22 protein-coding genes are annotated in these 22,881 nt (G+C 69.9%); 8 read left to right on the forward strand and 14 right to left on the reverse strand.

Annotated elements, in window-relative coordinates:
- Window positions 1-333 precede the first annotated feature (333 nt).
- Both AB0C59_RS14435 and AB0C59_RS14440 read left to right on the forward strand, forming a co-directional pair.
- Window positions 334-2,073 (forward strand): LCP family protein, encoded by a 1,740-nt coding sequence (locus AB0C59_RS14435; protein WP_363004210.1) that lies wholly within the window; start codon window positions 334-336, stop codon window positions 2,071-2,073.
- Window positions 2,074-2,480: 407 nt separating this feature from the next.
- Window positions 2,481-3,932, forward strand: a complete 1,452-nt coding sequence (locus AB0C59_RS14440) for an LCP family protein (protein ID WP_363004579.1) — start codon at window positions 2,481-2,483, stop codon at window positions 3,930-3,932.
- A 101-nt stretch (window positions 3,933-4,033) separates the two neighbouring features.
- Here AB0C59_RS14440 and AB0C59_RS14445 read toward each other — a convergent pair whose 3' ends face one another.
- Window positions 4,034-5,062, reverse strand: a complete 1,029-nt coding sequence (locus AB0C59_RS14445; protein WP_363004212.1) for a glycosyltransferase family 2 protein — start codon at window positions 5,060-5,062, stop codon at window positions 4,034-4,036.
- 126 nt (window positions 5,063-5,188) lie between these two features.
- Here AB0C59_RS14445 and AB0C59_RS14450 point away from each other — a divergent pair, with 126 nt between their 5' ends.
- Window positions 5,189-6,658, forward strand: coding sequence for an LCP family protein (locus tag AB0C59_RS14450; RefSeq protein ID WP_363004214.1), 1,470 nt, complete (start codon window positions 5,189-5,191; stop codon window positions 6,656-6,658).
- A 48-nt stretch (window positions 6,659-6,706) separates the two neighbouring features.
- Here the strand turns inward: AB0C59_RS14450 and AB0C59_RS14455 are convergent, their stop codons facing one another.
- Window positions 6,707-7,279 (reverse strand): acyl-CoA thioesterase, encoded by a 573-nt coding sequence (locus AB0C59_RS14455; RefSeq protein ID WP_363004216.1) that lies wholly within the window; start codon window positions 7,277-7,279, stop codon window positions 6,707-6,709.
- A 141-nt stretch (window positions 7,280-7,420) separates the two neighbouring features.
- Between AB0C59_RS14455 and AB0C59_RS14460 the strand changes: the two genes are divergently transcribed.
- Window positions 7,421-8,701 carry an LCP family protein gene (locus AB0C59_RS14460; protein WP_363004218.1) on the forward strand — a complete coding sequence of 427 codons (1,281 nt, stop codon included), beginning with the start codon at window positions 7,421-7,423 and terminating at the stop codon, window positions 8,699-8,701.
- Window positions 8,702-8,801: 100 nt separating this feature from the next.
- Here the strand turns inward: AB0C59_RS14460 and AB0C59_RS14465 are convergent, their stop codons facing one another.
- Window positions 8,802-10,145, reverse strand: coding sequence for a UDP-glucose/GDP-mannose dehydrogenase family protein (locus tag AB0C59_RS14465; RefSeq protein WP_363004220.1), 1,344 nt, complete (start codon window positions 10,143-10,145; stop codon window positions 8,802-8,804).
- A 179-nt stretch (window positions 10,146-10,324) separates the two neighbouring features.
- Between AB0C59_RS14465 and AB0C59_RS14470 the strand changes: the two genes are divergently transcribed.
- Together AB0C59_RS14470 and AB0C59_RS14475 are read left to right on the forward strand one after the other, a co-directional pair.
- Window positions 10,325-11,482 (forward strand): acyl-CoA dehydrogenase, encoded by a 1,158-nt coding sequence (locus AB0C59_RS14470; protein ID WP_363004222.1) that lies wholly within the window; start codon window positions 10,325-10,327, stop codon window positions 11,480-11,482.
- Window positions 11,483-11,820: 338 nt separating this feature from the next.
- Entirely contained in the window at window positions 11,821-12,942 is a 1,122-nt protein-coding gene (locus AB0C59_RS14475) for a DUF3987 domain-containing protein (RefSeq protein ID WP_363004224.1), read from the forward strand.
- Here the strand turns inward: AB0C59_RS14475 and AB0C59_RS14480 are convergent.
- The 6 genes from AB0C59_RS14480 to AB0C59_RS14505 form a co-directional block, all read right to left on the reverse strand.
- Entirely contained in the window at window positions 12,852-13,319 is a 468-nt protein-coding gene (locus AB0C59_RS14480; RefSeq protein WP_363004226.1) for a hypothetical protein, read from the reverse strand. The genes AB0C59_RS14475 and AB0C59_RS14480 overlap by 91 nt on opposite strands.
- Before the next feature lie 94 nt (window positions 13,320-13,413).
- Entirely contained in the window at window positions 13,414-13,647 is a 234-nt protein-coding gene (locus tag AB0C59_RS14485; protein ID WP_363004228.1) for a DUF397 domain-containing protein, read from the reverse strand.
- A gap of 96 nt (window positions 13,648-13,743) precedes the next feature.
- Window positions 13,744-13,968 (reverse strand): hypothetical protein, encoded by a 225-nt coding sequence (locus tag AB0C59_RS14490; protein ID WP_363004230.1) that lies wholly within the window; start codon window positions 13,966-13,968, stop codon window positions 13,744-13,746.
- Window positions 13,969-14,300: 332 nt separating this feature from the next.
- Entirely contained in the window at window positions 14,301-15,131 is an 831-nt protein-coding gene (locus AB0C59_RS14495; protein WP_363004232.1) for a helix-turn-helix transcriptional regulator, read from the reverse strand.
- Window positions 15,128-15,652, reverse strand: a complete 525-nt coding sequence (locus AB0C59_RS14500; protein ID WP_363004234.1) for a DUF6879 family protein — start codon at window positions 15,650-15,652, stop codon at window positions 15,128-15,130. The genes AB0C59_RS14495 and AB0C59_RS14500 overlap by 4 nt, the downstream gene beginning before the upstream one ends.
- A complete protein-coding gene (locus tag AB0C59_RS14505) occupies window positions 15,636-15,827 on the reverse strand; it encodes a hypothetical protein (RefSeq protein WP_363004236.1) in 192 nt (63 codons plus the stop codon). The genes AB0C59_RS14500 and AB0C59_RS14505 overlap by 17 nt, the downstream gene beginning before the upstream one ends.
- A gap of 264 nt (window positions 15,828-16,091) precedes the next feature.
- Between AB0C59_RS14505 and AB0C59_RS14510 the strand changes: the two genes are divergently transcribed.
- The gene (locus tag AB0C59_RS14510; protein WP_363004241.1) at window positions 16,092-16,610 is read left to right on the forward strand and encodes a CbrC family protein; all 519 of its coding nucleotides are present in this window, start codon (window positions 16,092-16,094) and stop codon (window positions 16,608-16,610) included.
- Between the two features lie 61 nt (window positions 16,611-16,671).
- Here AB0C59_RS14510 and AB0C59_RS14515 read toward each other — a convergent pair whose 3' ends face one another.
- Genes AB0C59_RS14515 through AB0C59_RS14525 form a run of 3 tightly spaced genes read right to left on the reverse strand, consistent with a single transcriptional unit; the run spans window position 16,672 to window position 19,522 of the window.
- Complete coding sequence (locus AB0C59_RS14515; RefSeq protein ID WP_363004243.1) at window positions 16,672-17,856, reverse strand: dipeptidase; 1,185 nt, start codon at window positions 17,854-17,856, stop codon at window positions 16,672-16,674.
- A gap of 5 nt (window positions 17,857-17,861) precedes the next feature.
- Window positions 17,862-18,386: a 5-(carboxyamino)imidazole ribonucleotide mutase gene (purE, locus tag AB0C59_RS14520; protein ID WP_363004245.1), complete on the reverse strand. Its 525-nt coding sequence runs from the start codon at window positions 18,384-18,386 to the stop codon at window positions 17,862-17,864.
- Window positions 18,383-19,522, reverse strand: a complete 1,140-nt coding sequence (locus AB0C59_RS14525; protein WP_363004247.1) for a 5-(carboxyamino)imidazole ribonucleotide synthase — start codon at window positions 19,520-19,522, stop codon at window positions 18,383-18,385. The genes purE and AB0C59_RS14525 overlap by 4 nt, the downstream gene beginning before the upstream one ends.
- Window positions 19,523-19,809: 287 nt before the next feature.
- Between AB0C59_RS14525 and AB0C59_RS14530 the strand changes: the two genes are divergently transcribed.
- Window positions 19,810-20,352, forward strand: coding sequence for a GtrA family protein (locus AB0C59_RS14530; protein WP_363004249.1), 543 nt, complete (start codon window positions 19,810-19,812; stop codon window positions 20,350-20,352).
- Between the two features lie 60 nt (window positions 20,353-20,412).
- Here AB0C59_RS14530 and AB0C59_RS14535 read toward each other — a convergent pair whose 3' ends face one another.
- Together AB0C59_RS14535 and AB0C59_RS14540 are read right to left on the reverse strand one after the other, a co-directional pair.
- Complete coding sequence (locus tag AB0C59_RS14535) at window positions 20,413-21,693, reverse strand: ATP-binding protein (RefSeq protein ID WP_363004251.1); 1,281 nt, start codon at window positions 21,691-21,693, stop codon at window positions 20,413-20,415.
- 56 nt (window positions 21,694-21,749) lie between these two features.
- Entirely contained in the window at window positions 21,750-22,427 is a 678-nt protein-coding gene (locus AB0C59_RS14540) for a response regulator transcription factor (protein ID WP_059130771.1), read from the reverse strand.
- Window positions 22,428-22,881 lie beyond the last annotated feature (454 nt).

Genomic DNA, 22,881 nt, shown 5'->3' on the forward strand with positions numbered 1-22,881 from the left:
AAGCGGTCCCTCGCCCTGCTTCTGTCTCCCGGTGATCCCCCGAACCCGTGCCCGCATTCCGCGGAAACTCCCCCGCGCCGCGCGTCCGCAGGTAAAGAGAACACCAAGGCGGGGAACGCGTGAGCTAAGAACTCTCCGGGAAATAGGGCGGATTGCCCGGTTGTAGGGGAGTGGAATTTGTCACCGCCGTCGCTCAACGCTGAACTGGGCGGATAGTGTGAGCGATCCGGTGCCATGCCCCCGAGGTCCGTCCTGGGTCGCGCACTGGCCAAAGAGACCCGAGCGCCTTGAGGGGAAGGCGCCGCGTGGCCCCGACGGAGGATTCGGACAACCGTGGACGCGCAAGGCCGTGGGCGGGCGAACAACATGGACCCCGCAGATCAATGGGTACGCAACCCGAACACCGGCGAATACGAACTGCGACTGAGCCCTTCCGCACCGCAGTCGGCCGTACCGAGACCCCGGCGGGGAAATCCCACCGGTGCGTCCGGCGCGGACGGACAGGGGGGCACGCGCACCGCGCCGGGCCCCGGGACGCCGGCTCCCGACACCCTGCCGGGTCCTCGCCGACGCCGGTCGGAGCCCGAGCCTCCACCGGGGCGCCGGCGGGGCCGTACGAAACCCAGGAAGGGGAAGGCGAAGAAGATACTGCTGTGGACCGGCGGCAGTATGGCCTTCGTCCTGATCGCGGTCACCGGTGCCGGATACCTCTACCTCCAGCACCTGGAGGGCAACGTCACGACGACGGACGTCGGCAGCGCGGGCAAGCAGGGCTTCAGCAAGGACGAGGCGTTCAACCTGCTGATCATCGGCACGGACAAGCGCACCGGCAAGGGAAACACCGGCTACGGCGACTCGGGCAGCGTCGGGCACGCCGACACCAACATCCTGCTGCACGTGTCCAAGGACCGGACGAACGCGACCGCGCTCAGCATCCCCCGCGATCTGATCGTCAACGTCCCCGACTGCCCGACCAAGCAGCCCGACGGCAGCACCAAGGACATCCCGGGCACGGACAACGTCCGCTTCAACACGAGCCTCGGCCAGGACGGCCGGGACCCGGGCTGCACCATGCGCACGGTCAAGGCGGTCACCGGCATAGCACCGGACCACTTCATGATGGCCGACTTCAACGCGGTCAAGACGCTGACCTCGGCCGTCGGCGGCGTCGACGTCTGCGTGGGCAAGCCGGTCGACGACAAGGAATCGCATCTCAAGCTGCCCAAGGGCGTGTCCAAGGTCGAGGGTGAGCAGGCCCTCGCCTTCGTCCGCACCCGGCACAGCTTCGGCAACCAGGGCGACCTGGACCGGATCAAGGTGCAGCAGCAGTTCCTCGGCGCGCTGGCCCGCAAGATGACCTCCAGCGACACGCTGACCGACCCGGGCAAGCTGCTGGACCTGGCGGAGGCGGCCACCAAGGCGCTCACCGTCGACACCGGCATCGGCAAGGTGAGCACGCTCAAGGACGTCGCCCTGGAGCTGAAGAAGGTGCCGCCGAAGAACATCGCCTTCACGACGGTGCCCGTGATGGACAACCCCGCCGAGAAGGTCCGCGCCACGGTGGTCCTCCAGCAGCCGGCGGCGCAGCAGCTGTTCCAGACGATCAACAGCGACGTCTCTCTGACGGCGGTCAAGCAGCAGAAGAAGAAGGAGAGCGCGGCGGTGGCCGCCCGTCTCAAGGGCTCCCGTTCGGCCGCCTCCGACGTCCGGGTCGACATCTACAACGGCGGCGCCCCGGCCGGCAGCGCGCAGCAGACCCTCAGCTGGCTGCAGAACCAGGAGGGCGTCCTCAAGTCCGCCCAGCGCGGCAACGCGCCCGCTCCCCTGGCCAAGACGTCCCTCGAGTACGCGCCCGACCAGGCCGACCAGGCGCGCAAGCTGGCGGATCTCATGGGGCTGCCCGCCTCGGCGATGAAGCCGGGCAAGAGCGAGACGAACGACCAGGGGCTGCCCGCGATCGTGCTGACCCTCGGCCGGGACTTCAAGGGGGCGGGCGTTCCCCTGACGGCACCGTCCAAGGCTCCCTCGGACATCCAGAAGGCCACCGCGGACAAGCAGGTGTGCTCGACGTGACGGCCTGAGGCACGCGAAACGGAACACGTCCGTGTAACAGGACACGAACACGCCCGGGGGGATGCATCCCCCCGGGCGTGTCGAACGTCTAGCTAGCGGAAGTGTTTGGGTTCCGGTGGCGTGTGAGGCCACGGCACGGAGCACGGCCCGGTGCGCCGGGCGCGGGCGGGGAGGGCAGGGACGTGGTGCAGGGCAGCGTGCGGGGCGACAAAGGGACACGAATACCCGACGGACAGGCCGGTGACCGAAGCGCGGACGAGGATCCGCACGGGCCGGACGACGAGGGTGCGCAGCGAAGCGGTGACGGCGAGGGCGCCGGTCGGGGCGGCGAGCAGCCGCCCGGTGACGCCGACACGGGAGAAGTCCCCGCGCGCCGCAGGCGTCGGGTCCTGCGCTGGTCGGCGACGGTGCTCGCGGTGGTCGTGCTCGGCACCGCCGGCGCGGGCTGCCTCTACTACCAGCACCTCAACGACAACCTGAAGAAGGAGGACCTCAACATCGGCGACCCGAAGGACCGGGCCGCGGCACCCACGCCGAACGCGGCGGGCCAGACCCCGCTGAACATCCTTCTCATCGGGTCCGACGGCCGCAACTCCAAGGAGGACCAGGAGCTCGGCGGCGCGAAGGACACCTTCAACTCCCCGCCCCGCGCCGACGTCCAGATGCTGCTGCACGTCTCGGCCGACCGCACCAACATGTCCGTGGTGAGCATGCCGCGCGACACACTGCTCCAGTTCCCCGAGTGCACCGACCCCGAGACCCGGCAGGTCTACCCGGCGACGACCTCGCTGCGGATCACGAACGACTCCCTGGGCCGAGGCGGCCCCGGCTGCACCGTCGCGACCTGGGAGAAGCTCACCGACATCCACATCGACCACTTCATGATGGTCGACTTCGCGGGTGTGGTGTCGATGGCGGACGCGATCGGCGGCGTCCCGGTGTGCGTGGACAGGAACATCTACTCCCACACCTCCTCCGGACACGGCTCGGGCCTGAAGCTGAAGAAGGGCACCACCTACGTCAAGGGCACGCAGGCGCTGCAGTGGCTGCGCACGCGGTACGGCTTCGAGGACGGCAGCGACATCGCCCGGACGAAGGCCCAGCACCAGTACATGAGCGCCATGGTGCGCGAGCTGCGCGCGAACGCCACGCTCGGCAACCCGGACAAGCTGCGGGGGCTCGCCGAGACCGCCACCTCGGCGCTGACCGTGGACCGGGGGCTCGGCACGGTCGCCCGGCTCTACGACCTGAGCACCGAGCTGAAGAAGGTGCCCACCGACCGCATCACGATGACGACGATGCCTTTCGTGTACTCCGGGGAGCGCGTCCTGCCCAAGCCGGGTGACGCGGACCAGCTGTTCCGGCTGGTCCGCGAGGACATCCCGCTGGACGGCAAGGGCACCCGGAGCACCAGGAAGCCGGCGCCCGAGGCGACGGCGGTCCCGGCCGACAGCGACGACAGGATCGCGGTCCAGGTGCAGAACGGCACCCGCACCGACGAGTCGGCGCCGGCCCGGGGGCGGGCGACCGAGGTGGCGCAGCTCCTCGTCGGCAAGGGCTTCAGCCGGGCCGGGTCCGACTCCTCGACGCTGCCCTCCGAGCAGCGGACGCTGGTCCGCTACCCGAGCGCGGACCTGAAGGGGGACGCCGAGCGCGTCGCCAAGGTCCTGGGCATTCCGGCCGGTTCGGTGCAGCGCTCGACCGACGTCTCCGGCGTCACCCTGGTCGTGGGCGCGGACTGGCGCACGGGCGGGACCTACAAGGCGCCGAAGCAGAGCGACCGGACCCCGGCGTCCGCGAACATCCTCAACGGCGCGGAGCAGAAGTGCATGACGGTGGACCCGGCCTACAGCTGGTGACCGTGTGAGCGGGGCCCTCCCCGATCGGAGAGGGCCCCGAAGAAGAACCGTACGGGCAGGCCCCGCGCGCCGAGGAAGCCGACCGCGCCGAAGCCGCCGCGTCAGCGGGCGGCGAGGACCGCCGGGCGCCGCGAGGCGATGACCTTCTTCGCCAGGGTCTTAGGGCTGGTCAGGAAGCCCCAGCCCCAGGACATGTGCATCGTCGCGAGGGCGACGGGGATCCGCAGGCGCGCCGCCAGGGGCAGGCCCCGGCCCGCCGGCAGCGAGCCGAGGAGGATCGCCGCGAGATAGCCGCCGGGGACCACGAGGCCCCACGGGGTCAGCGCCGCACCCACCACGACGCCCGCCGCGATCGCGCACACCGCGGCCGGCGGAGCGAGGTAGCGCAGGTTGATGGAGCCCTCGTGGTAGCGGGCGACCACATGCCGCCAGCGCCCGTAGTCCTTGTACTGCTTGGCCAGAGCGCGCACCGAGGGACGGGGGCGGTAGGACACCCTGAGTTCGGGCGAGAACCAGATGAGGCCGCCGGCCTCGCGGATGCGGAAGTTCAGCTCCCAGTCCTGGGCGCGGATGAACTCCTCGTTGTAGCCGCCCTGCTGCTCCAGGGCCTCGCGCCGGAAGACGCCGAGGTAGACCGTGTCGGCGGCGCCGGCCTGGCCGCCGGTGTGGAAGGCGGCGTTGCCAACACCTATCTTCGAGGTCATCGCGGCGGCGACCGCGTGCTCCCACGCGTTCTCGCCCTCGGCGTGCATGATCCCGCCGACGTTCTGCGCGCCGGTCTCGCCGAGGAGGCGCACGGCGGTCGCGATGTAGTTGGGCGACAGCATGCCGTGGCCGTCGACGCGGACCACGACCGGGTGCCGGGAGGCCTTGATCGCGGCGTTGAGCGCGGCGGGCGTGCGGCCGGTCGGGTTCGGGACGGTGTGGACGCGCGCGTCCTCCCGCACCAGCTCGGCCGCGATCTCGTCCGTGCGGTCCGTGGACGGACCGAGGGCGATCACGACCTCCATCTCGCCGGCGTACTCCTGGGCGAGGATCGCTTGGACGGCGCCGCGCAGATGCCGTTCCTCGTTGAGGACCGGCATGATCACGGACACGGCGGGGAGCTGCATGTCGGGAGTGGCGTTCATAGGAGCCTCACGTTACCGCGAACGGGGGACACCGGTGCGCGCCCCCCGGGGCGGCACCGGGGGGCGCCGATCACGGCGGCCTACGGTGCTCAGGGATCCACGCCCCGTCCCGCGGAGGTCTGCCCGGTGCCCACGCCGCCCCGCGCGCCCGCGCGCCCCCATCCGTCCCGCCGGTCCCCCGCCCGCCGCCACCCCGCCCGGCGCAGGAGGCCGCGCTGGGCCGCACGGATGCTCACCGCGCTGTCGGTGAGCGTGCTCGCCGCGGCCGGTATCGGGCACGCGGTGATCGCCGGGGTCGACGCGGACATCTCCCGTATCGACCCCTTCAGGGACATGAAGGACCGCCCCGCAGGGGGCCACGGGATGAACATCCTGCTGGTGGGCACCGACGGGCGGGACGGGGTCACCGAGCAGGAGCGGCACGCGTTCCACCTGGGCGGTGCTCCCTGCCACTGCACCGACACGGTCATGATCGTGCACATCTCGGCGGACCGGGAGCGGGCGAGCGTGGTCAGTCTGCCGCGGGACTCCTACGCGCAGGCGCCCGCGTTCACCGACCGTGCGACGGGGGTGCGGCACCCGGCGCAGGCGCTGCGGCTGAACGCGGCGTACGCGGAGGGCGGTCCCGGGCTGACGGTGCGGACGGTCGAGGCCATGACGCAGCTGAAGATCGACCACTACATGGAGGTCGACTTCGTCAGCTTCATGAAGACGGTGGACGCGCTCGGCGGTGTCCGGGTCTGCACCGCGACCCCGCTCAAGGACGGCTACACCGGCCTCGACCTGGCGCCCGGCACCCATCTGCTGAACGGCGGGCAGGCGCTGCAGTACGTACGGTCACGGCATGTGGACGCGGCGTCCGACATGAGCCGCATGCAGCGCCAGCAGCGGTTCCTGGCGGCGCTGATCGACCGGGCGACGTCCTCGGGCGTCCTGCTGAACCCGATCAGGTTCCGGGAGGTGACCGGGGCCGTCCTCGGCTCGGTCCGCGCGGACCCGGACTTCGGGGCGAACGAGCTGCTCGACCTGAGCCGCGCGATGCGGACGTTCTCCCCGCGCTCGTCCGAGTTCACGACCGTGCCCCTGGCCGACACCACCTTCCACGTCGACGGCCTGGGCTCGACGGTGAAGTGGGACGACGCCAGGGCGCGGGCGCTGTTCCGGTCGCTGCGCGACGACAGGCCCCTGACGCCCGCCGCCCCCCGCCACCGGGCGAAGGCGCCCGCACCGGCGGTCGTGGCGGTGCCCCCGCAGCAGATCCGGGTGCAGGTCCAGAACGGGACGCCGGAGTCCGGGCTCGGCAAGCGCGTGGACGACCAGCTCGCGGCCACCGGGTTCCGCACGACCGGGCAGCCGGCGGACGCGGCGGACCGTTCGACCCGGCACACGGTGATCCTCTACGACCCGCGCTGGGACCGCTCGGCCCGCTCCCTGGCGGCGGCCCTGCCGGGCAGTGAGCTGCGTCCCGCTCCGGGGCAGGGGGAGCTGCTGAAGGTGGTCGCGGGCAGCGACTTCACGCAGGTGCACCCGGTGCGGGCGGACCAGCCGCAGAAGCCGGACGAGGTGACGACCGGGGATCAGGTGGTGTGCCCGTGAACCACCGGCGCCGGCGGATCGGACCCGGCCGCGGGCCGGGCCCGGAGGTCAGTCCTCCTGGCCCCTCGCGGCCCGCTGCTCCCGCAGTTCCATGATCGCGCGGCGGCGGGCGAGGCGGTGGGTGCGGCGGATCTGGGCTTCCTGGTAGCGGCGCTGGTCGCGGTCCGTCTCCGGCATGACCGGCGGCACCGCCCGGGGCTTGCCGTCGGCGTCCACGGCGGCGAAGACGAGATAGGCGGAACCGACCTGGGTGGGCGGCGTCGACTCGTTCCAGCGCTCGGCCAGGACCCGTACGCCGACCTCCATCGAGGTCCGCCCGGTCCAGTTGACCTGGGCCTTCACATGCACGAGGTCGCCGACCCTGACGGGTGCCAGGAACGCCATCTCGTCCATGGAGGCGGTGACGGCCGGGCCGCCGGAGTGCCGGCCCGCCACGGCACCGGCCGCGTCGTCCACGAGTTTCATGATCACACCGCCGTGCACCGTGCCCAGCAGATTGGTGTCGGCGTGGGTCATGATGTGGCTCAGGGTGGTCCGGGACGCGGAGGTGGGCTTCCCGGGGAGTTCACCCGCTATGCCGTCCGAAATCGCTGATTCCGGAGCAGAGGCCTGGTCTGTCATGGCGTCCACCATATGCCGCGCCACACGCCCGTCCGCGCCGTGGTGCGTTCCCTGGCATTTGTGTCAGCTTCGCAACAGCCCTGACCCCGTTCTTCGCCGCCCCTTGTCGGGCCCCTACCTCGACCCTGCACACTGGGGCGCATGAACGATTGGCCCGAGGGATGGTCCGACGCGAACCGCGGCGGCGACCGCTACGGACGCGGCAGCAGCAACACGCAGCCTGAGGGCGCGCGTGTGATGCGGCAGGTCAGGCGCGCGCCCGGCGCTCCGGGCGGCCCTCAGGGCGCACCGCCGCGCGGGGTGCCTCAGCAGCCGACCTACCAGGACGGTCACGACGGGTACGACAGCGGTTACAACACCGGGCAGGTCTACGGCGACCCCCGCCCCGGCGGCCGTCCGCCGGGCGACGGTGACGGACCGGACGCGCAGCGCTACCGTCCGCGCCCGAACTGGGGGCGCCGGATCAAGTGGACCGCGATCACGCTGGTCACGCTGCTCGCGGTGACGTCGGTGGCCACGTACTTCTGGGCGGACTCCAAACTCCACCGGGACGTCGACCTCTCCAAGGTCATCGACCGGCCCGCGGCGGGCGAGGGGACCAACTACCTGATCGTCGGCTCCGACAGCCGGGCGGGACTGTCCGACGCGGACAAGAGGAAGCTGCACACCGGGTCCGCCGAGGGCAAGCGCACGGACTCGATGATGATCCTGCACGTCGGCGACAACGGCGACACCCTCGTCTCGCTGCCGCGTGACTCGGACGTGGAGATACCCACGTACCAGGGCTCGACGTCCGGGAAGACCTACAAGGGCACCGGCCGCCACACGAAGCTGAACGCGGCCTACGCCGAGGACGGTCCCGAACTGCTGGTGCGCACGGTCGAGTACAACACCGGGCTGCACATCGACCACTACGTGGAGATCGGCTTCGCCGGCTTCGCCAACATCGTGGACGCGGTGGGCGGGGTCGACATCACCATCGACAAGGGCTTCAAGGACAAGTACTCGGGTGCCGACTTCAAGGCGGGCACGCAGACGCTGAACGGCGAGCAGGCCCTGGCCTTCGTCCGCACCCGGCACGCCTTCGCGGCCAGCGACCTCGAACGCACCAAGAACCAGCAGAAGTTCCTCTCCGCGCTGGCCCACGAGGTCGCGACGCCCTCGACCGTCCTCAACCCGTTCGCCCTCTACCCGACGATGAGCGCGGGGCTGGACTCCCTCATCGTCGACAAGGACATGAACCTCTGGGACCTCGGCTCGATGTTCTTCGCGATGAAGGGCGTCTCTGGCGGCGACGGGAAGTCGCTGAACATGCCGATCTCCGGTTCCACGGGCGGCAACCTGGTGTGGGACAAGGCCAAGGTCAAGACGCTGGTCGACGAGCTGAAGAACGACCAGCCGGTGACGGTCTCGGGCAACTGAGCCGCGCCTACAATGGGCCCCGGACGCCGGTCCGGCCGACTGAGCCTCGGCCGGACCGCCGTCCCCCTTTTCCGGTTCCGGTTTTCCGGCCGCGCCCGGGTCAGGCCGTCGGGCGGCCCATCGCGCGGTACGTCCAGCCCGCCGCTCGCCACAGCTCGGGGTCGAGCGCGTTGCGGCCGTCGAGCAGCACACGGGAGGCGGCGGCCGCGCCCAGCTCCTCCGGGTCCAGCTCGCGGAACTCCCGCCACTCCGTCAGGTGCAGGACGACATCGGCGCCGCGCACCGCTTCGAGGGCCGAGGCGGCGTATCCGAGGGTGGGGAAGAGCCGCCGGGCGTTGTCCATGCCCTTGGGGTCGTAGACGGTGACCTGGCCGCCCTGGAGGTGTATCTGTCCGGCGACGTTCAGCGCGGGCGAGTCGCGCACGTCGTCCGAGTCGGGCTTGAAGGTCGCGCCGAGGACCGCGACCCGCTTGCCGAGGAAGGAGTCGCCGCCCAGCGCCTCGCGCGCCATCTCGACCATCTGGCCGCGGCGGCGCATGTTGATCGAGTCGATCTCGCGCAGGAAGGTCAGCGCCTGGTCGGCACCCAGCTCGCCCGCCCGGGCCATGAAGGCCCGGATGTCCTTGGGCAGGCAGCCGCCGCCGAAGCCGATGCCCGCCCGCAGGAACTTCTTCCCGATCCGGTCGTCGTGCCCGATGGCCTCCGCCAGCTTGGCGACGTCACCGCCCGCCGCCTCGCAGACCTCCGCCATCGCGTTGATGAAGGAGATCTTGGTGGCGAGGAAGGAGTTCGCCGAGGTCTTCACCAGCTCGGCGGTCGGGAAGTCGGTGACGACGAAGGGCGACCCCTCGGCGACGGGTGTGGCGTACACCTCGCGCAGCAGCTTCTCGGCGCGCTCGCCGCGCACCCCGACGACGATGCGGTCCGGGTGCAGCGTGTCCTGGACGGCGAAGCCCTCGCGCAGGAACTCCGGGTTCCAGGCGAGCTCGGCGTCCCGGCCGGCGGGCGCGTGCTCGGCGAGGTAGGCGGCCAGGCGGTCGGCGGAGCCGACGGGCACGGTCGACTTGCCGACGACCAGGGCGGGCTCCGTCAGGTGCGGGGCCAGCGAGGCGATCGCGGCGTCGACGTAGGACATGTCACACGCGTACTCGCCGTGCCTCTGCGGAGTGTTCACACACACGAAGTGGATGTCGCCGAAGTCCGCCAGCTCGGCCCAGTCCATGGTGAAGCGCAGCCGCCCGGTGGAACCCTCGATGCCCGCCACGTGCTTGCGGAGCAGCTCCTCGAGGCCGGGCTCGTACATGGGGACCTGGCCCCGTTGGAGCATCTCGATCTTCTCGGGGGCGACATCGAGTCCCAGCACCTCGAACCCCAGCTCGGCCATGGCCGCGGCGTGCGTCGCGCCCAGGTAGCCGGTACCGATCACGGTGATCTTGAGGCTCATGGAATCTGCTCCAGGGATTACGGCTGTGAATCGGTGCCCGAGCATAGCCGGGCTCACGGACGGGCAGGTTTCCCGCTGTCGCCAAGCTCACGTACGAGACGGGTCGGCGTGCCTCTAAAATTTGAGTTACTTAACGGTAATTAGCGTCGGCACCGCAGTGTTATGGAGCGTGAGAGACCTTGGCCGGATCGGCTGACTTCGACCTGTACCGCCCGTCCGAGGAGCACGACATGCTCCGCGACGCGATCCGCTCGCTGTCCGAGGCGAAGATCGCGCCGCACGCCGCAGCGGTGGACGAGGAGGCGCGCTTCCCCCAGGAGGCGCTGGACGCGCTGGTCGCGGGCGACCTGCACGCGGTGCACGTGCCCGAGGAGTACGGCGGCGCGGGCGCCGACGCGCTCGCCACGGTCATCGTGATCGAGGAGGTGGCGCGCGTGTGCGTGTCGTCCTCGCTGATCCCGGCCGTCAACAAGCTCGGCTCCCTGCCGGTGATCCTCTCCGGCTCCGAGGAGCTGAAGAAGAAGTACCTGGGACCGCTCGCCAAGGGCGACGCCATGTTCTCGTACTGCCTCTCCGAGCCCGAGGCGGGCTCGGACGCGGCCGGCATGAAGACCAAGGCGGTCCGCGACGGCGACCACTGGATCCTCAACGGCGTGAAGCGCTGGATCACCAACGCGGGCGTCTCCGAGTACTACACGGTCATGGCCGTGACCGACCCCGAGAAGCGCTCCAAGGGCATATCGGCCTTCGTGGTCGAGAAGTCCGACCCGGGCGTCTCCTTCGGCGCCCCGGAGAAGAAGCTCGGCATCAAGGGCTCCCCGACCCGCGAGGTCTACTTCGACAACGTCCGCATCCCCGCCGACCGCATGATCGGCGCGGAGGGCACGGGCTTCGCGACCGCGATGAAGACCCTCGACCACACCCGCATCACCATCGCCGCCCAGGCGCTCGGTGTCGCCCAGGGCGCCCTCGACTACGCCAAGGGCTACGTGCGCGAGCGCAAGCAGTTCGGCAAGCCGATCGGCGACTTCCAGGGCGTGCAGTTCATGCTGGCCGACATGGCGATGAAGATCGAGGCGGCCCGCCAGCTGACGTACGCGGCGGCGGCCAAGTCCGAGCGCGGCGACAGCGACCTGACCTTCCAGGGCGCCGCCGCCAAGTGCTTCGCCTCGGACGTGGCCATGGAGGTCACCACGGACGCGGTCCAGCTCCTCGGCGGCTACGGCTACACGCGCGACTACCCGGTGGAGCGCATGATGCGCGACGCGAAGATCACGCAGATCTACGAGGGCACGAACCAGGTCCAGCGGATCGTGATGGCGCGCAACCTGCCGTAGCAGGGTTTTTGCAGGTCAGAAGCTGTTTCGACGGTCCGGAGGGGCACCCTCGGTTTTCCGTCCGTCGCGGCCCGACGAGGGCCGTTCCTGGGCGTCATGCTGGGGGAATCCTGGGCAGATGCCGGGCTGAAAACAGCCACTGACCTGTACGAACAACACAGCCCCCGGCGCGACGCCGGGGGCTGTCGTCGTACGCGTATCAGGCGACCTCTGACGCCTCTGCAGGGTCGTCGGCACCGGGGGTCAACATAGTTGCGATTGCGGCCCGGCCGCGCTGCTCGGCTCCTTCGAAGATGTAGTGGCAGTGCTCCCTCAAGTACGACGCGTAGCGGACTCTGGTGGTCGGGGAAGAGTGGTCGGAAGTGCTCCGCAGGGTGAAGCGGGATCCGTCGTTCACGACCAAGCTGCGGACCGCATGGGACGGTGCGACTCTGCGGAACACCACCAAGGATGAGGCGCAGGAAGTACGCGACCCCGCCATGGCTCTGCACTGTCCCGTCACGCCCTCTGACTGGGCCAAGTATGTCGGGAAGTCGGAAGCGGCGGGTGGCTCGTACAACCGCATCCTTCCCTTCCTGCTCGGGTCGGTGCCGCTCTTGAATGACGACCGGGTGAGTCTGCCCGAGGTGGACGGGCGAGAGCTGGCCGACCCTTACGGCTGGGCCAAGGCCCGGCCGCGTGTGATCACGCTTGCGGAGGATGCCCGGTCGCTGGGGCGGATCGTGCGCCGATACGCCCGCATCCCGGGTGAGACCTTGCCCGAGGGACAGGCCGTTTTCATCGAACGGACCGCAGAACAGACGCTCAGGGTTGCGGCCTGCCTCGCTGCCTCCGAGTGCTCGGACGCGGTAACGGAAGAGGTGTTGTCGGCCGCCTTCAGCCTGGTTCGCCGGTCGGTCCAGGACGCCATCCGCATCACCAAGGGAGCAGCCTCCCCGAAGGTGAAGCGTCAGCCGCTCAGCCTTGAGGACAAGGTCCGGGCCCGGATCGAGATGCACGGCGGACGGGCCACGTCCTCGCAGGTGCTCCCGTACGTGGGGGCGACGGCCTCTGAGGTCAAGCAACTGCCCGGAATCGTCGTGACTGTGGAGCGATCGGGGAAGAGCGGTCGACCGGCCACCGTTTTCACAATCCGCGGTGACAGTTCTGGGGACTCTGCGCCGCAGCCGGCCAGCGCGGAGCGTGAAGAGAACCGGGCAACGGTCGTCCGCCTGGACGCTTACCGCCCTGCCCCCAAGCCGACCCCGAAGCCTGTACTCGAACCAAGGCGGCTGGAGCCGCTCGGGGACGTGAATCCCTTCCTCGCGCTGCTCCAGCCAAACCAGACAGGCCTCGGTCCCTTTCGGGCCGGGGCGTTTCGTTGCTTCGGCTATGCGGCTGGGCAGGCCAGTTCAGTATTCGAGCGATTCGGGGAGCAGGTCACCACTGCCAGGGACAGATACGAGGGGTGTTCCAGGTAGAAGCCGTACGACACGTCAGCACCCGAGCGCAGTTGTTCGGCAGCACTGTTCACCAGCCGTACTAGACGGGTCGTGTCGCGCTCCCTCTCGGAAGCGAACCGGGGCGCGTACTCGGCCAGCCGTTCACCGAGCCATGATGAGGCCTCCTTCGCCTCGCCCCATGTGCCACGCAGGAGGGAACGGGGCTTGATGAGCCAGTACGTCGTTTCCAGGGGTGGCAGGTCGACGGTCGGGAACTCTGCCGCCACCTCGCGGTACCGCTGGATCAGCTCCGGTCTGCTTCCGGCAGGGGGCGGCTCAGGATGCGGGGGCCGTCGTAGCGCCTCTTGGTCGAAGCGCGCTTTCAGGCCGGTCCATAGATAGCCGTGGTGGTGCACCTGTCGTTCCCGATTCGTGTTGTCGGTCGAAAGACCAACCGGCCCCGACCCTGTGGAGGGGTGGACCGGAGCCGGTTGGAGAGAGACCGGAGGGTCAGGCACTCAGCCCGAAGCGCGCGGGGTCGATCCCGGCCGCGCCCAGTTCCTCCGTGGTGAACCGCAGCGGCTGCGCGTCGGGCTGCTTGCTGTCACCGAGTGCCCAGGCGTCGTCACCGATCCGGGCCAGGGTCACGCACGACTCGCCGTCCGGGTGAGTGTTTCCCCCGCACGCCTTCACGAACGAGGCCCCGCTGATGTCGAGCGCGTACAGGCCGGTTCCGTTCTGCATCTCTGCACCTTTCTGCTCAACTCATCGCGGTCATGGCTGACCGCCGCCGCCCGTACCGGGCGGGAGTTCAGGGGTTCCCCTCCTGGAACCGGGGTTCTACTCGGCGCGAACCACCATCGCGAACGAGGTCCGGATGCGCCGGAAGCCGGCGTGACCCGATCGGCCGGTGTGGCTCATGCACTCCACGTCGACGGGCGCCGAGTCATCGGCGGGAGTGGCCTTCCAGCCGCAGTACAGACACTCGGCCTCGAACGTCACATCGGTGTCGGGATGCTCGGTGATCCTGTGCATCACGTACCGCATAGCCGCTCTGATGCTCACAGCCCACTCCTACGGCTCCGCGCGTTGGCCTCAGCGACCTTGCCGCTCAGTCCCTCTGTCGGCCCGCTCGGCGGGGCTTTGTAGTCAGGGCACTTGGGGCTACCGCACTCGCACCGGGGCCAGCGCAAGGCCGAGTTGGGTGCCAGGTCCGCCCCCTCGGGGCCGTGGTTGCTCTTCTGGACCGTGAGCACACCGTCCACGCCGAATGCTCCGGAGAGACGTGAGAGAAACTGCCGGGCTTCACTGCTGCCCAGGTGATCAGCCTCTTCGGTCCCATGCGCCCTGCTGTCGCTCACCATGGCGCTCATCTTCTGAGGTCCAGGGCTGAGCTTCTAGCCTGTTTCCTGTTCCCGCAAAAAGTCGTCGCGGACACCTTCGATCAGGTCCCGCATTTCTTCACCGGCCAGCGCGGCTCGCTCGAATCCTTCGAACTTGTCAACGTAAAGACTCACATCTCGCGGGTCCGTAACGACGACTTCGGCGTGGACGGTTTCAACGGTCACCATGCGGTCATCACGGATGACGAAGGCGTGATTTGCGATGTCGTGTTGCTGAACCCGCAGAGGGACTATCCGGATGTCCACGTGGGAGAGCCGTGAAATGGAGACGATGCGATCAAGCTGAGCAGCCATCATCTGCGGTCGCACGATACGCCAGCGCAGAACAGGTTCGGTGATGACGAACCGAAGCGACTTTGCGTTGTCGTAGAGAACCGCTTGCCGTTCGAGTCGCCCGTTGATCGTTCGCGTGAGTGCGTCTTCACTCAGATTGTGGCGTTGCAGAATGGCCCGGATGTACTCGGGAGTCTGGAGCAGGCCCGGAACAAGCGCGGGTTGAAACAGCCGCAGTACGGACATCTGGGCTTCCAGGGCCTTGGCGGCCTGTTGGCCCTTGTGGACTCCGATCCGCTTGAGCAGGCGCCACGCCGTCGCCTCTGTCGCTGACGCGCGTGCGGCCTCCGCGTACTCCGCCTTCGCCTCGTCCGAGACGCCGATGGCGGTCAGGATGCGCTCTACGTCCGTGGCGCTGGGTGCCAGCTTCGCATTCTCGATCTTGGACAGCTTGGACGGAGACATGAGGGCGCTGCGGGCCACCGCTTTGGCTTCCTTGCCGGATGCCACTCGCAGCGCCCGCAGCGCGGCTCCAAGCTGTGCCCTGTTCACGCCCTGTACTTGGCCCACCATTCGGTGAACGGCTCCGCATGCGCGAGTGCCGCGTCACGGTACCGCGTGAATTCTGCTGTTCGTTCCGGCGGTAGCACTTCCGAACCCAGGAATTTTCCGTCTCCGTCGTAGTTCATCACGGCTACGGATTCGGAGTCGAAGAACCAGAAATCTGGAACGTTCTCCAAGGGGTTTGGTTTGTCGGTGATGTCGAGGATGAAGAACTCCTCGCCCCCGCTCACGTTCTTGTGGTATCCCCAGCCGAGTTCGAACCTGAGATAGTCCGTCAGCGGGCGGGACAGGACATGGACCCGGTACACCCGCTTCCCCTTCTCGGTGTGCGAGCGTACTTCTTTGACCCATCCCGCGTTGTAGTCGCCCGGCTGCGGCTCCCCGGCCAGGAATACCTGGTAGGCGTCGACGCTCCCGGACCTGCTGTAGTCGTCCAGGGTCTCCAGTCGGAATGCCTCCCGCTCGAATGCGTCAAAAAGGTCGCCGAGGGTCCTAGATGAGGTTGTCACGGATGGCCTTCTGGATCAGTTCCGTCGGGATCTCGACCAGGGTTTCGTGGGCGGGAATCTGAAGCCCGTGGTCGGTCGGTGTCTCGCCCTGCACCAGGAAAGTGCCACGATCCGTGGCGTAGATCGTCGGGCAGTCCTTGATGTCGCACGTGCTGACCAGCTTGGTGACCTTCATGGTCTGGGTTCCCCTCTCCCGTACCGCTGCCAGTGCCCCGCATCCGGGTTGATGCTCCCGAGGGCCGGGCGCACCGGTCAAGCGATCACGGTTGACAGAACGGGAAACCACGTCACCTGACCCGTTCCTGCACGGCACGAACCAGGTCCAGCGGATCGTGATGGCGCGCAACCTGCCGTAGTGCGCGGGGCGGTGCCTCGACGCGCGGGACGTTCAGGGGCATCCTTCGGGGTGCCCCTTCGCGTGCTGCGGCAGGCTGAGGGGATGAGTGATCCGCTGCCGGCGGTGCGGTTGCCGTCCTTCCCCTACCACCCGGACCCCTTGGCCACCGGCTCCGTGGTCGCCGCGGACACCGAGTGCCTGTGCTGCGGGCTGCGGCGCGGCCATGTGTACGTGGGGCCGGTGCACGCGGTGGCCGACGTCCGGGCCGAGCTGTGCCCGTGGTGCATCGCGGACGGGAGCGCGGCGGCGCGCTTCCGGGCCCGGTTCACCGAGGTGACGGGGGAGGCGCCGAGGTCGGTGGTGCGCGCCGTGGAGCACCGCACGCCCGGCTTCGCCGGCTGGCAGCAGGAGCGCTGGCTCACGCACTGCGGTGACGCGGCGGCCTACCTGGGGCGGGCGGGGGCCAGGGAGCTGGCGGAGCATCCGGAGGCGGCGCGGAGCCTGCGCGAGACCCTGGGCGAGACGTTCTACGCCTCCCTGGACGCCGACGGGCAGCCCACCGCGTATCTGTTCCGCTGCCGCACCTGCGCCCGGCACCTGGCGTACGCGGCCTTCACCTGACGCGGACGTGGGGACGGGGCGCGGGCCTCGGCCCGCGCCCCGTCCTCGCGTTCACGCTCCCTCAGCCGTCGAGCTGCTCCAGCGTCGCGTTCGACGGGCTCCGGCGGCCGCGCAGGTCGCGGGCCACGTCCTCGGCCGCGCCGAGCACCCGGACCGCGTTCTGCCAGGTCAGCTTGGCCAGATCGGAGGTCGACCAGCCGCGGTCCATGAGTTCCGCGATCAGGTTCGGGTAGCCCGCGACGTCGTCCAGGCCGTCGGGGGTGAAGGCCGTGCCGTCGTAGTCGCCGCCGATGCCGAGGTGGTCGACGCCCGCCACCTCGCGCATGTGGTCCAGGTGGTCGGCGACCGTCGCGACGGTGGCGACCGGCCGCGGCTCGCGCTCCTCGAAGGCCTGGTGGACCTTCATCGCCTCGGGCGTCGTGGCCAGGTGGTGCAGGCCGTGGGCCCGCATGTTCGCGTCCGCCGCGGCGGTCCAGTCGACCGCGGCCTGGAGGACGAACTTCGGCACGAACGTCACCATCGCGACACCGCCGTTGGCGGGCAGCCGTTCCAGGACGTCGTCCGGGATGTTGCGCGGGTGGTCGCACACCGCCCGGGCCGAGGAGTGCGAGAAGATCACCGGCGCGTCGGAGGTGTCCAGCGCGTCCCGCATCGTCGTCGCCGCGACGTGCGAGAGGTCGACCAGCATGCCGAGGCGGTTCATCTCCCGTACGACCTCGCGGCCGAACTCCGTCAGACCGCCCGCCACCGGCTTGTCGGTCGCCGAGTCCGCCCACGCGACGTTGTCGTTGTGGGTGAGCGTCATGTACCGCACGCCCAGCTCGTACAGCCCGCGCAGCGTGCCCAGCGAGTTGGCGATCGAGTGGCCGCCCTCCGCGCCCATCAGGGACGCTATCCGGCCGTCCGCGCGCGCCTGCGCCATGTCGGCGGCGGTCAGCGCCCGGCGCAGCTCGGCCGGGTAGCGGTCGATCAGCTGCCGTACGCAGTCGATCTGTTCGAGCGTCGCGGGCACCGGGTCGGGCAGGTCGCTGCGCACGTACACCGACCAGAACTGCGCGCCCACGCCGCCCTCGCGCAGGCGCGGCAGGTCGGTGTGGAGGTGGGCGCCCTGGTGGACGGAGACGTCACGGGCGGTGAGGTCGTAGCCGACCTGCTCGCGCAGGGCCCAGGGCAGGTCGTTGTGCCCGTCCACGACCGGGTACGCGCGCAGCAGTTCCCGGGCCGCGTCGAGGGAGGGGGAGGCCACCGGCGTCACTTCCCGAAGCCGAAGTTGGCCGCCGACCCCTCGGCCTTGGCGCGCAGACGCTTGCCCTTCTCCTTGGCCTGGTCACCCAGGTCCTGCTGGAACTCGCGCATGCGGCCGAGGAGTTCCTCGTCGTGCGCGGCCAGGATGCGGGCGGCGAGCAGGCCGGCGTTGCGGGCGCCGCCCACCGAGACCGTCGCCACCGGGACACCGGCGGGCATCTGCACGATCGACAGCAGCGAGTCCATGCCGTCCAGGTACTTCAGCGGGACCGGGACGCCGATGACGGGCAGCGGGGTGACCGAGGCGAGCATGCCGGGCAGGTGCGCGGCACCTCCGGCGCCCGCGATGATCGCCTTCAGACCGCGGTCCGCGGCCTGCTCACCGTAGGCGATCATCTCGCGGGGCATGCGGTGCGCGGAGACGACGTCGACCTCGTAGGCGATCTCGAACTCGTCGAGTGCCTTGGCGGCCGCCTCCATGACGGGCCAGTCGGAGTCCGACCCCATGACGATGCCAACAACGGGGCTCATTCGGTGATGGTGCCTCTCAGGTAGCCGGCAGCGTGACGTGCGCGCTCCAGCACGTCGTCCAGGTCGTCGCCGTAGGTGTTGACGTGACCGACCTTGCGGCCGGGCTTCACGTCCTTGCCGTACATATGGATCTTGAGCTGCGGGTCCCGGGCCATGCAGTGCAGGTACGCGGAGTACATGTCGGGGTAGTCGCCGCCCAGGACGTTGACCATGACGGTCCACTTGGCGCGCGGGCGCGGGTCGCCGAGCGGGAGGTCCAGGACGGCCCGCACGTGGTTGGCGAACTGCGAGGTGATCGCGCCGTCCTGGCTCCAGTGGCCCGAGTTGTGCGGGCGCATCGCGAGCTCGTTGACGAGGATGCGGCCGTCGCGCGTCTGGAACAGCTCCACGGCGAGATGACCGACGACCCCGAGTTCCTTCGCGACGGTCAGGGCCAGTTCCTCGGCCGCCAGCGCGATCTCCTCGTCCAGGCCGGGCGCGGGCGCGATCACGGTGTCGCAGACCCCGGCGACCTGCCGCGACTCCACGACGGGGTAGGCGACGGCCTGGCCGTGCGGCGAGCGCACGACGTTGGCGGCGAGCTCCCGCAGGAAGTCGACCTTCTCCTCGGCGAGGACCGGGACCCCGGCGCGGAACGGCTCGGCGGCCTCCTCGGCGGTCTCGACCACCCAGACGCCCTTGCCGTCGTAGCCGCCGCGGACGGTCTTCAGGACGACGGGGAAGCCCTCGCCCTCGGCCGCGAAGGCCACCACGTCCGCCGGGTCGCTCACGATGCGGTGGCGTGGACACGGCACGCCGATCGCGTCGAGCTTCGCGCGCATCACGCCCTTGTCCTGGGCGTGCACGAGCGCGTCCGGGCCCGGGCGGACGGGGATGCCGTCCGCCTCCAGGGCCCGCAGGTGCTCGGTGGGGACGTGCTCGTGATCGAAGGTGATCACATCGCAGCCCCGCGCGAAGGCGCGCAGCGTGTCCAGGTCGCGATAGTCGCCGATGACGACATCGTGGACGACCTGCGCCGCGGAATCCTGGGGAGTGTCACTGAGGAGCTTGAATTTGATGCCCAGCGGAATGCCCGCCTCGTGTGTCATACGAGCGAGCTGGCCACCGCCGACCATGCCGACTACCGGGAACGTCACGCTCCTAGGGTATCGGCCGCGCCACCGCGGCCGGATCTGGTCCCTGCGGCGGGCGCGCGAGGCGTCCGCCGGGACTCGCCGGAGGCCTTCGGGGCACCCGAGGGTGTGAGCATTCTTTCCGTCCTCATGAACTCGTCCGGCGGCACCCTTCCCGGCCGCTGGTTAGCATGGCGGGGTTGACGCAGCCGCCCGGTGTGCTCACCGGGGGCCGATGCGACCGACCGCCACGGCCGACACGGCCGATCCGAGCGACCTACGACACCGACCCGACAGGGGCTGGCAACACCATGGGCAATGGTTCGACGAGCCTGAGCGACAAACCCCGCAGCACGATGCGCCGGCAGTTCGACCAGCTGGTGCGTGAGATCGCCAAGTTCGGCGCGGTCGGCGGGGCGGGGCTGCTGGTCAACCTTCTCGTGTTCAACCTCGTCCGGCACGCCACCGGCCTGCAGGTGGTCCGCGCCAGTGTCATCGCCACCGTCGTCGCGATCGCCTTCAACTACGTGGGGTTCCGCTACTTCACCTACCGCGACCGCGACAAGAACGGCAGCGCGCGGGAGATGACGCTGTTCCTGCTGTTCAGCGCGGCGGGCCTGGTGATCGAGAACGGCGTGCTGTTCGTGGCGACGTACGGCTTCGGCTGGGACAGCCCGCTGCAGAGCAACATCTTCAAGTTCCTCGGCATCGGCCTCGGCACCCTGTTCCGCTTCTGGTCGTACCGCACCTGGGTCTTCCAGGCGATGCCGGCCGGCCAGGCCGTGGCGGGCGCGGAGTCGATACTGCAGGAAGCGGAGCGGCAGCGCCGCCACGACCAGCGCGTGGGCCACTGACCCGCCGCCTCCCGCGCCCTCACGCGTCCCGCTCCTCCAGGTGCGGCGGCTGCGGGCGCCCTACCTGACCGTCGGCTCCGCGTCGTCGCCCGGCTCCGTCGGCACCTTCAGCGGTGTGCGGGACAGGAACAGCCCGAAGACGGGCGGCATGGCCTGGAGCATCTCGAGCCGGCCGCCGTCGGCCTCCGCGAGGTCCCGGGCGACCGCGAGGCCGATGCCCGTGGAGTTGCGGCCGCTGATGGTGCGCTCGAAGATGCGGGAGCCCAGTTCGGTGGGCACTCCCGGCCCCTCGTCGGTGACCTCCACCACGGCCTGGTTGCCGGTGACCCGGGTGCGCAGGGCGACCGTGCCGCTGCCGTGCATGAGGGAGTTCTCGATCAGAGCGGCCAGCACTTGGGCGACCGCGCCCGGGGTGCCCACGGCCCGCAGATGCCGCTTGCCGGAGCTGACGATCGCCCGGTTCACGCCGCGGTAGGCGGGGCGCCACTCGGCGATCTGCTGCTGGATGACCTCGTCCAGGTCGAAGGAGACCGCGGAGCCGGTGCGCGGGTCCCGCGCGTTCGTCAGCAGCCGCTCCACGACGTCCGTGAGCCGCTCCACCTGCGTCAGCGCGATGGTCGCCTCGTCCTTCACCGTGTCCGGGTCGTCGGTGAGGGTGATCTCCTCCAGGCGCATGGACAGCGCGGTCAGGGGCGTCCGCAGCTGGTGGGAGGCGTCGGCCGCGAGCCGCCGCTCCGCGGTGAGCATGCGGGCGATCCGCTCGGCGGAGCCGTCCAGGACGTCGGCGACCCGGTCCAGCTCGGGGACGCCGTACCGCTTGTGGCGGGGGCGCGGATCGCCGGAGCCGAGGCGCTCCGCGGTCTCGGCGAGGTCGGTCAGCGGGGAGGCGAGGCGGTTGGCCTGGCGCACGGCGAGCAGGACCGCGGCGATGATCGCGAGGAGCGCGACCAAGGCGATGATCATCAGGGTGCGGCCCACCTCGCGGGTGACGGAGGAGCGGGGCTCCTCCACCCGGACCGTCTCCCCCTCCTCGCCCTTGGCCGTCGAGTGGATGACGTCGCCGCCGGGCTTCACCCCGACCTGGATGGGGGTCTGGCCGGGAATGTCGATCACGGCGTACCGCTCGCCGGTGACCTGGGCCCTGAAGATCTCGGGCGCCACCCGCTCGTCGCCGAGCAGCCGGCTGTCCACGATGCTGGCCAGCCGCAGCGCCTCGGAGTCGACGCGCTCCTGGGCGCTGTTGCTGATCGTCCTGGTCTCGACGATCACGAGGGACACCCCGAACACGGCGATCACCACGAGGACGACGGCGAGGGTGGACTGGATGAGACGACGGCGCACGGGTCCTCCGACCGCTGACGGATCCGACGATCAGGGACGCGGGGAACCCGCGGAAACTAGCTCTTCTCGAACCGGAAGCCCACACCCCGCACGGTGGCGATGTACCGCGGATTGGCGGCGTCGTCGCCCAGCTTCTTGCGCAGCCAGGAGATGTGCATGTCCAGCGTCTTGGTGGACGACCACCATGTGGTGTCCCAGACCTCGCGCATCAACTGGTCCCGGGTGACCACCCGGCCCGCGTCCCGCACCAGGACCCGCAGCAGGTCGAACTCCTTCGCGGTGAGCTGGAGCTCCTCGTCCCCCATCCACGCCCGGTGCGACTCGACGTCGATACGGACCCCGTGCGTCGCGGGCGGCTGCGCGGGCTCGGTGGAGCCGCGCCGCAGCAGCGCCCGGACCCGGGCGAGCAGCTCGGCGAGCCGGAACGGCTTGGTCACGTAGTCGTCGGCGCCCGCGTCGAGACCGACGACGGTGTCCACCTCGTCGGCACGCGCGGTCAGGATGAGGATCGGCACGGTGTGCCCCTCGGCGCGCAGCCGGCGCGCCACCTCCAGGCCGTCCATGCCGGGCAGACCGAGGTCCAGCACGACCAGGTCGACCCCGCCCTGCATTCCGGCGTCGAGCGCGGTGGGTCCGTCCTCACGCACTTCGACCTCGTAGCCCTCCCGGCGCAGGGCGCGGGCCAGGGGCTCCGAGATGGACGCGTCGTCCTCGGCGAGCAGTACACGGGTCATGGGGGTGATGGTAGTCCGCCCGCGACCGGAGCAAAGGTGTGACCGGGGGTGTGATCGCCGGAGCGCCATTCTTACCTTGGCCTGCCACAACGCACCGGCGCCGGCCCCGGGCTCCGCCCTCGGCCCGGCCCTCGGGCACCGCGCCCCCGACCCGGCTCCGTCCCCGGCTCACCCTCGCCCCGATCACAGAATGCGACCGTCCGTTTCCGTCCGAAGTGGCATTCCGACTGAGACCTTCGATTGGGCGTTCTCAGTTCCTTTCTCACCTGTGATCCCCGTCTCAAGGCCTTCCATGCCCGGCGCGCTCATGACGTATGGTGACCGAAACGCCTGTAGCACCCACCTGACCTTTGGCGGGCATATGACGCTGAAGGTCTTTTTTGTGTGCGGGCTGGTCTCGACCGGCCTTCAAAGGAATGACCTAGGGCCGGGCCTCTCCTGTGTTCTCCACACG

Origin of the sequence: Streptomyces sp. NPDC048664, assembly GCF_040650555.1 — a bacterium.
Lineage (GTDB): Bacteria > Actinomycetota > Actinomycetes > Streptomycetales > Streptomycetaceae > Streptomyces.

Coding starts and splice junctions, on each gene's coding strand:
- AB0C59_RS14530 (WP_363004249.1), top strand. CDS start 19,810: ATGGGCAATGGTTCGACGAGCCTGAGCGACAAACCCCGCAGCACGATG.
- AB0C59_RS14540 (WP_059130771.1), bottom strand. CDS start 22,427: ATGACCCGTGTACTGCTCGCCGAGGACGACGCGTCCATCTCGGAGCCC.
- AB0C59_RS14505 (WP_363004236.1), bottom strand. CDS start 15,827: ATGAAGGTCACCAAGCTGGTCAGCACGTGCGACATCAAGGACTGCCCG.
- purE (WP_363004245.1), bottom strand. CDS start 18,386: ATGAGCCCCGTTGTTGGCATCGTCATGGGGTCGGACTCCGACTGGCCC.
- AB0C59_RS14455 (WP_363004216.1), bottom strand. CDS start 7,279: ATGACAGACCAGGCCTCTGCTCCGGAATCAGCGATTTCGGACGGCATA.
- AB0C59_RS14460 (WP_363004218.1), top strand. CDS start 7,421: ATGAACGATTGGCCCGAGGGATGGTCCGACGCGAACCGCGGCGGCGAC.
- AB0C59_RS14445 (WP_363004212.1), bottom strand. CDS start 5,062: ATGAACGCCACTCCCGACATGCAGCTCCCCGCCGTGTCCGTGATCATG.
- AB0C59_RS14465 (WP_363004220.1), bottom strand. CDS start 10,145: ATGAGCCTCAAGATCACCGTGATCGGTACCGGCTACCTGGGCGCGACG.
- AB0C59_RS14485 (WP_363004228.1), bottom strand. CDS start 13,647: ATGCAGAACGGAACCGGCCTGTACGCGCTCGACATCAGCGGGGCCTCG.
- AB0C59_RS14510 (WP_363004241.1), top strand. CDS start 16,092: ATGAGTGATCCGCTGCCGGCGGTGCGGTTGCCGTCCTTCCCCTACCAC.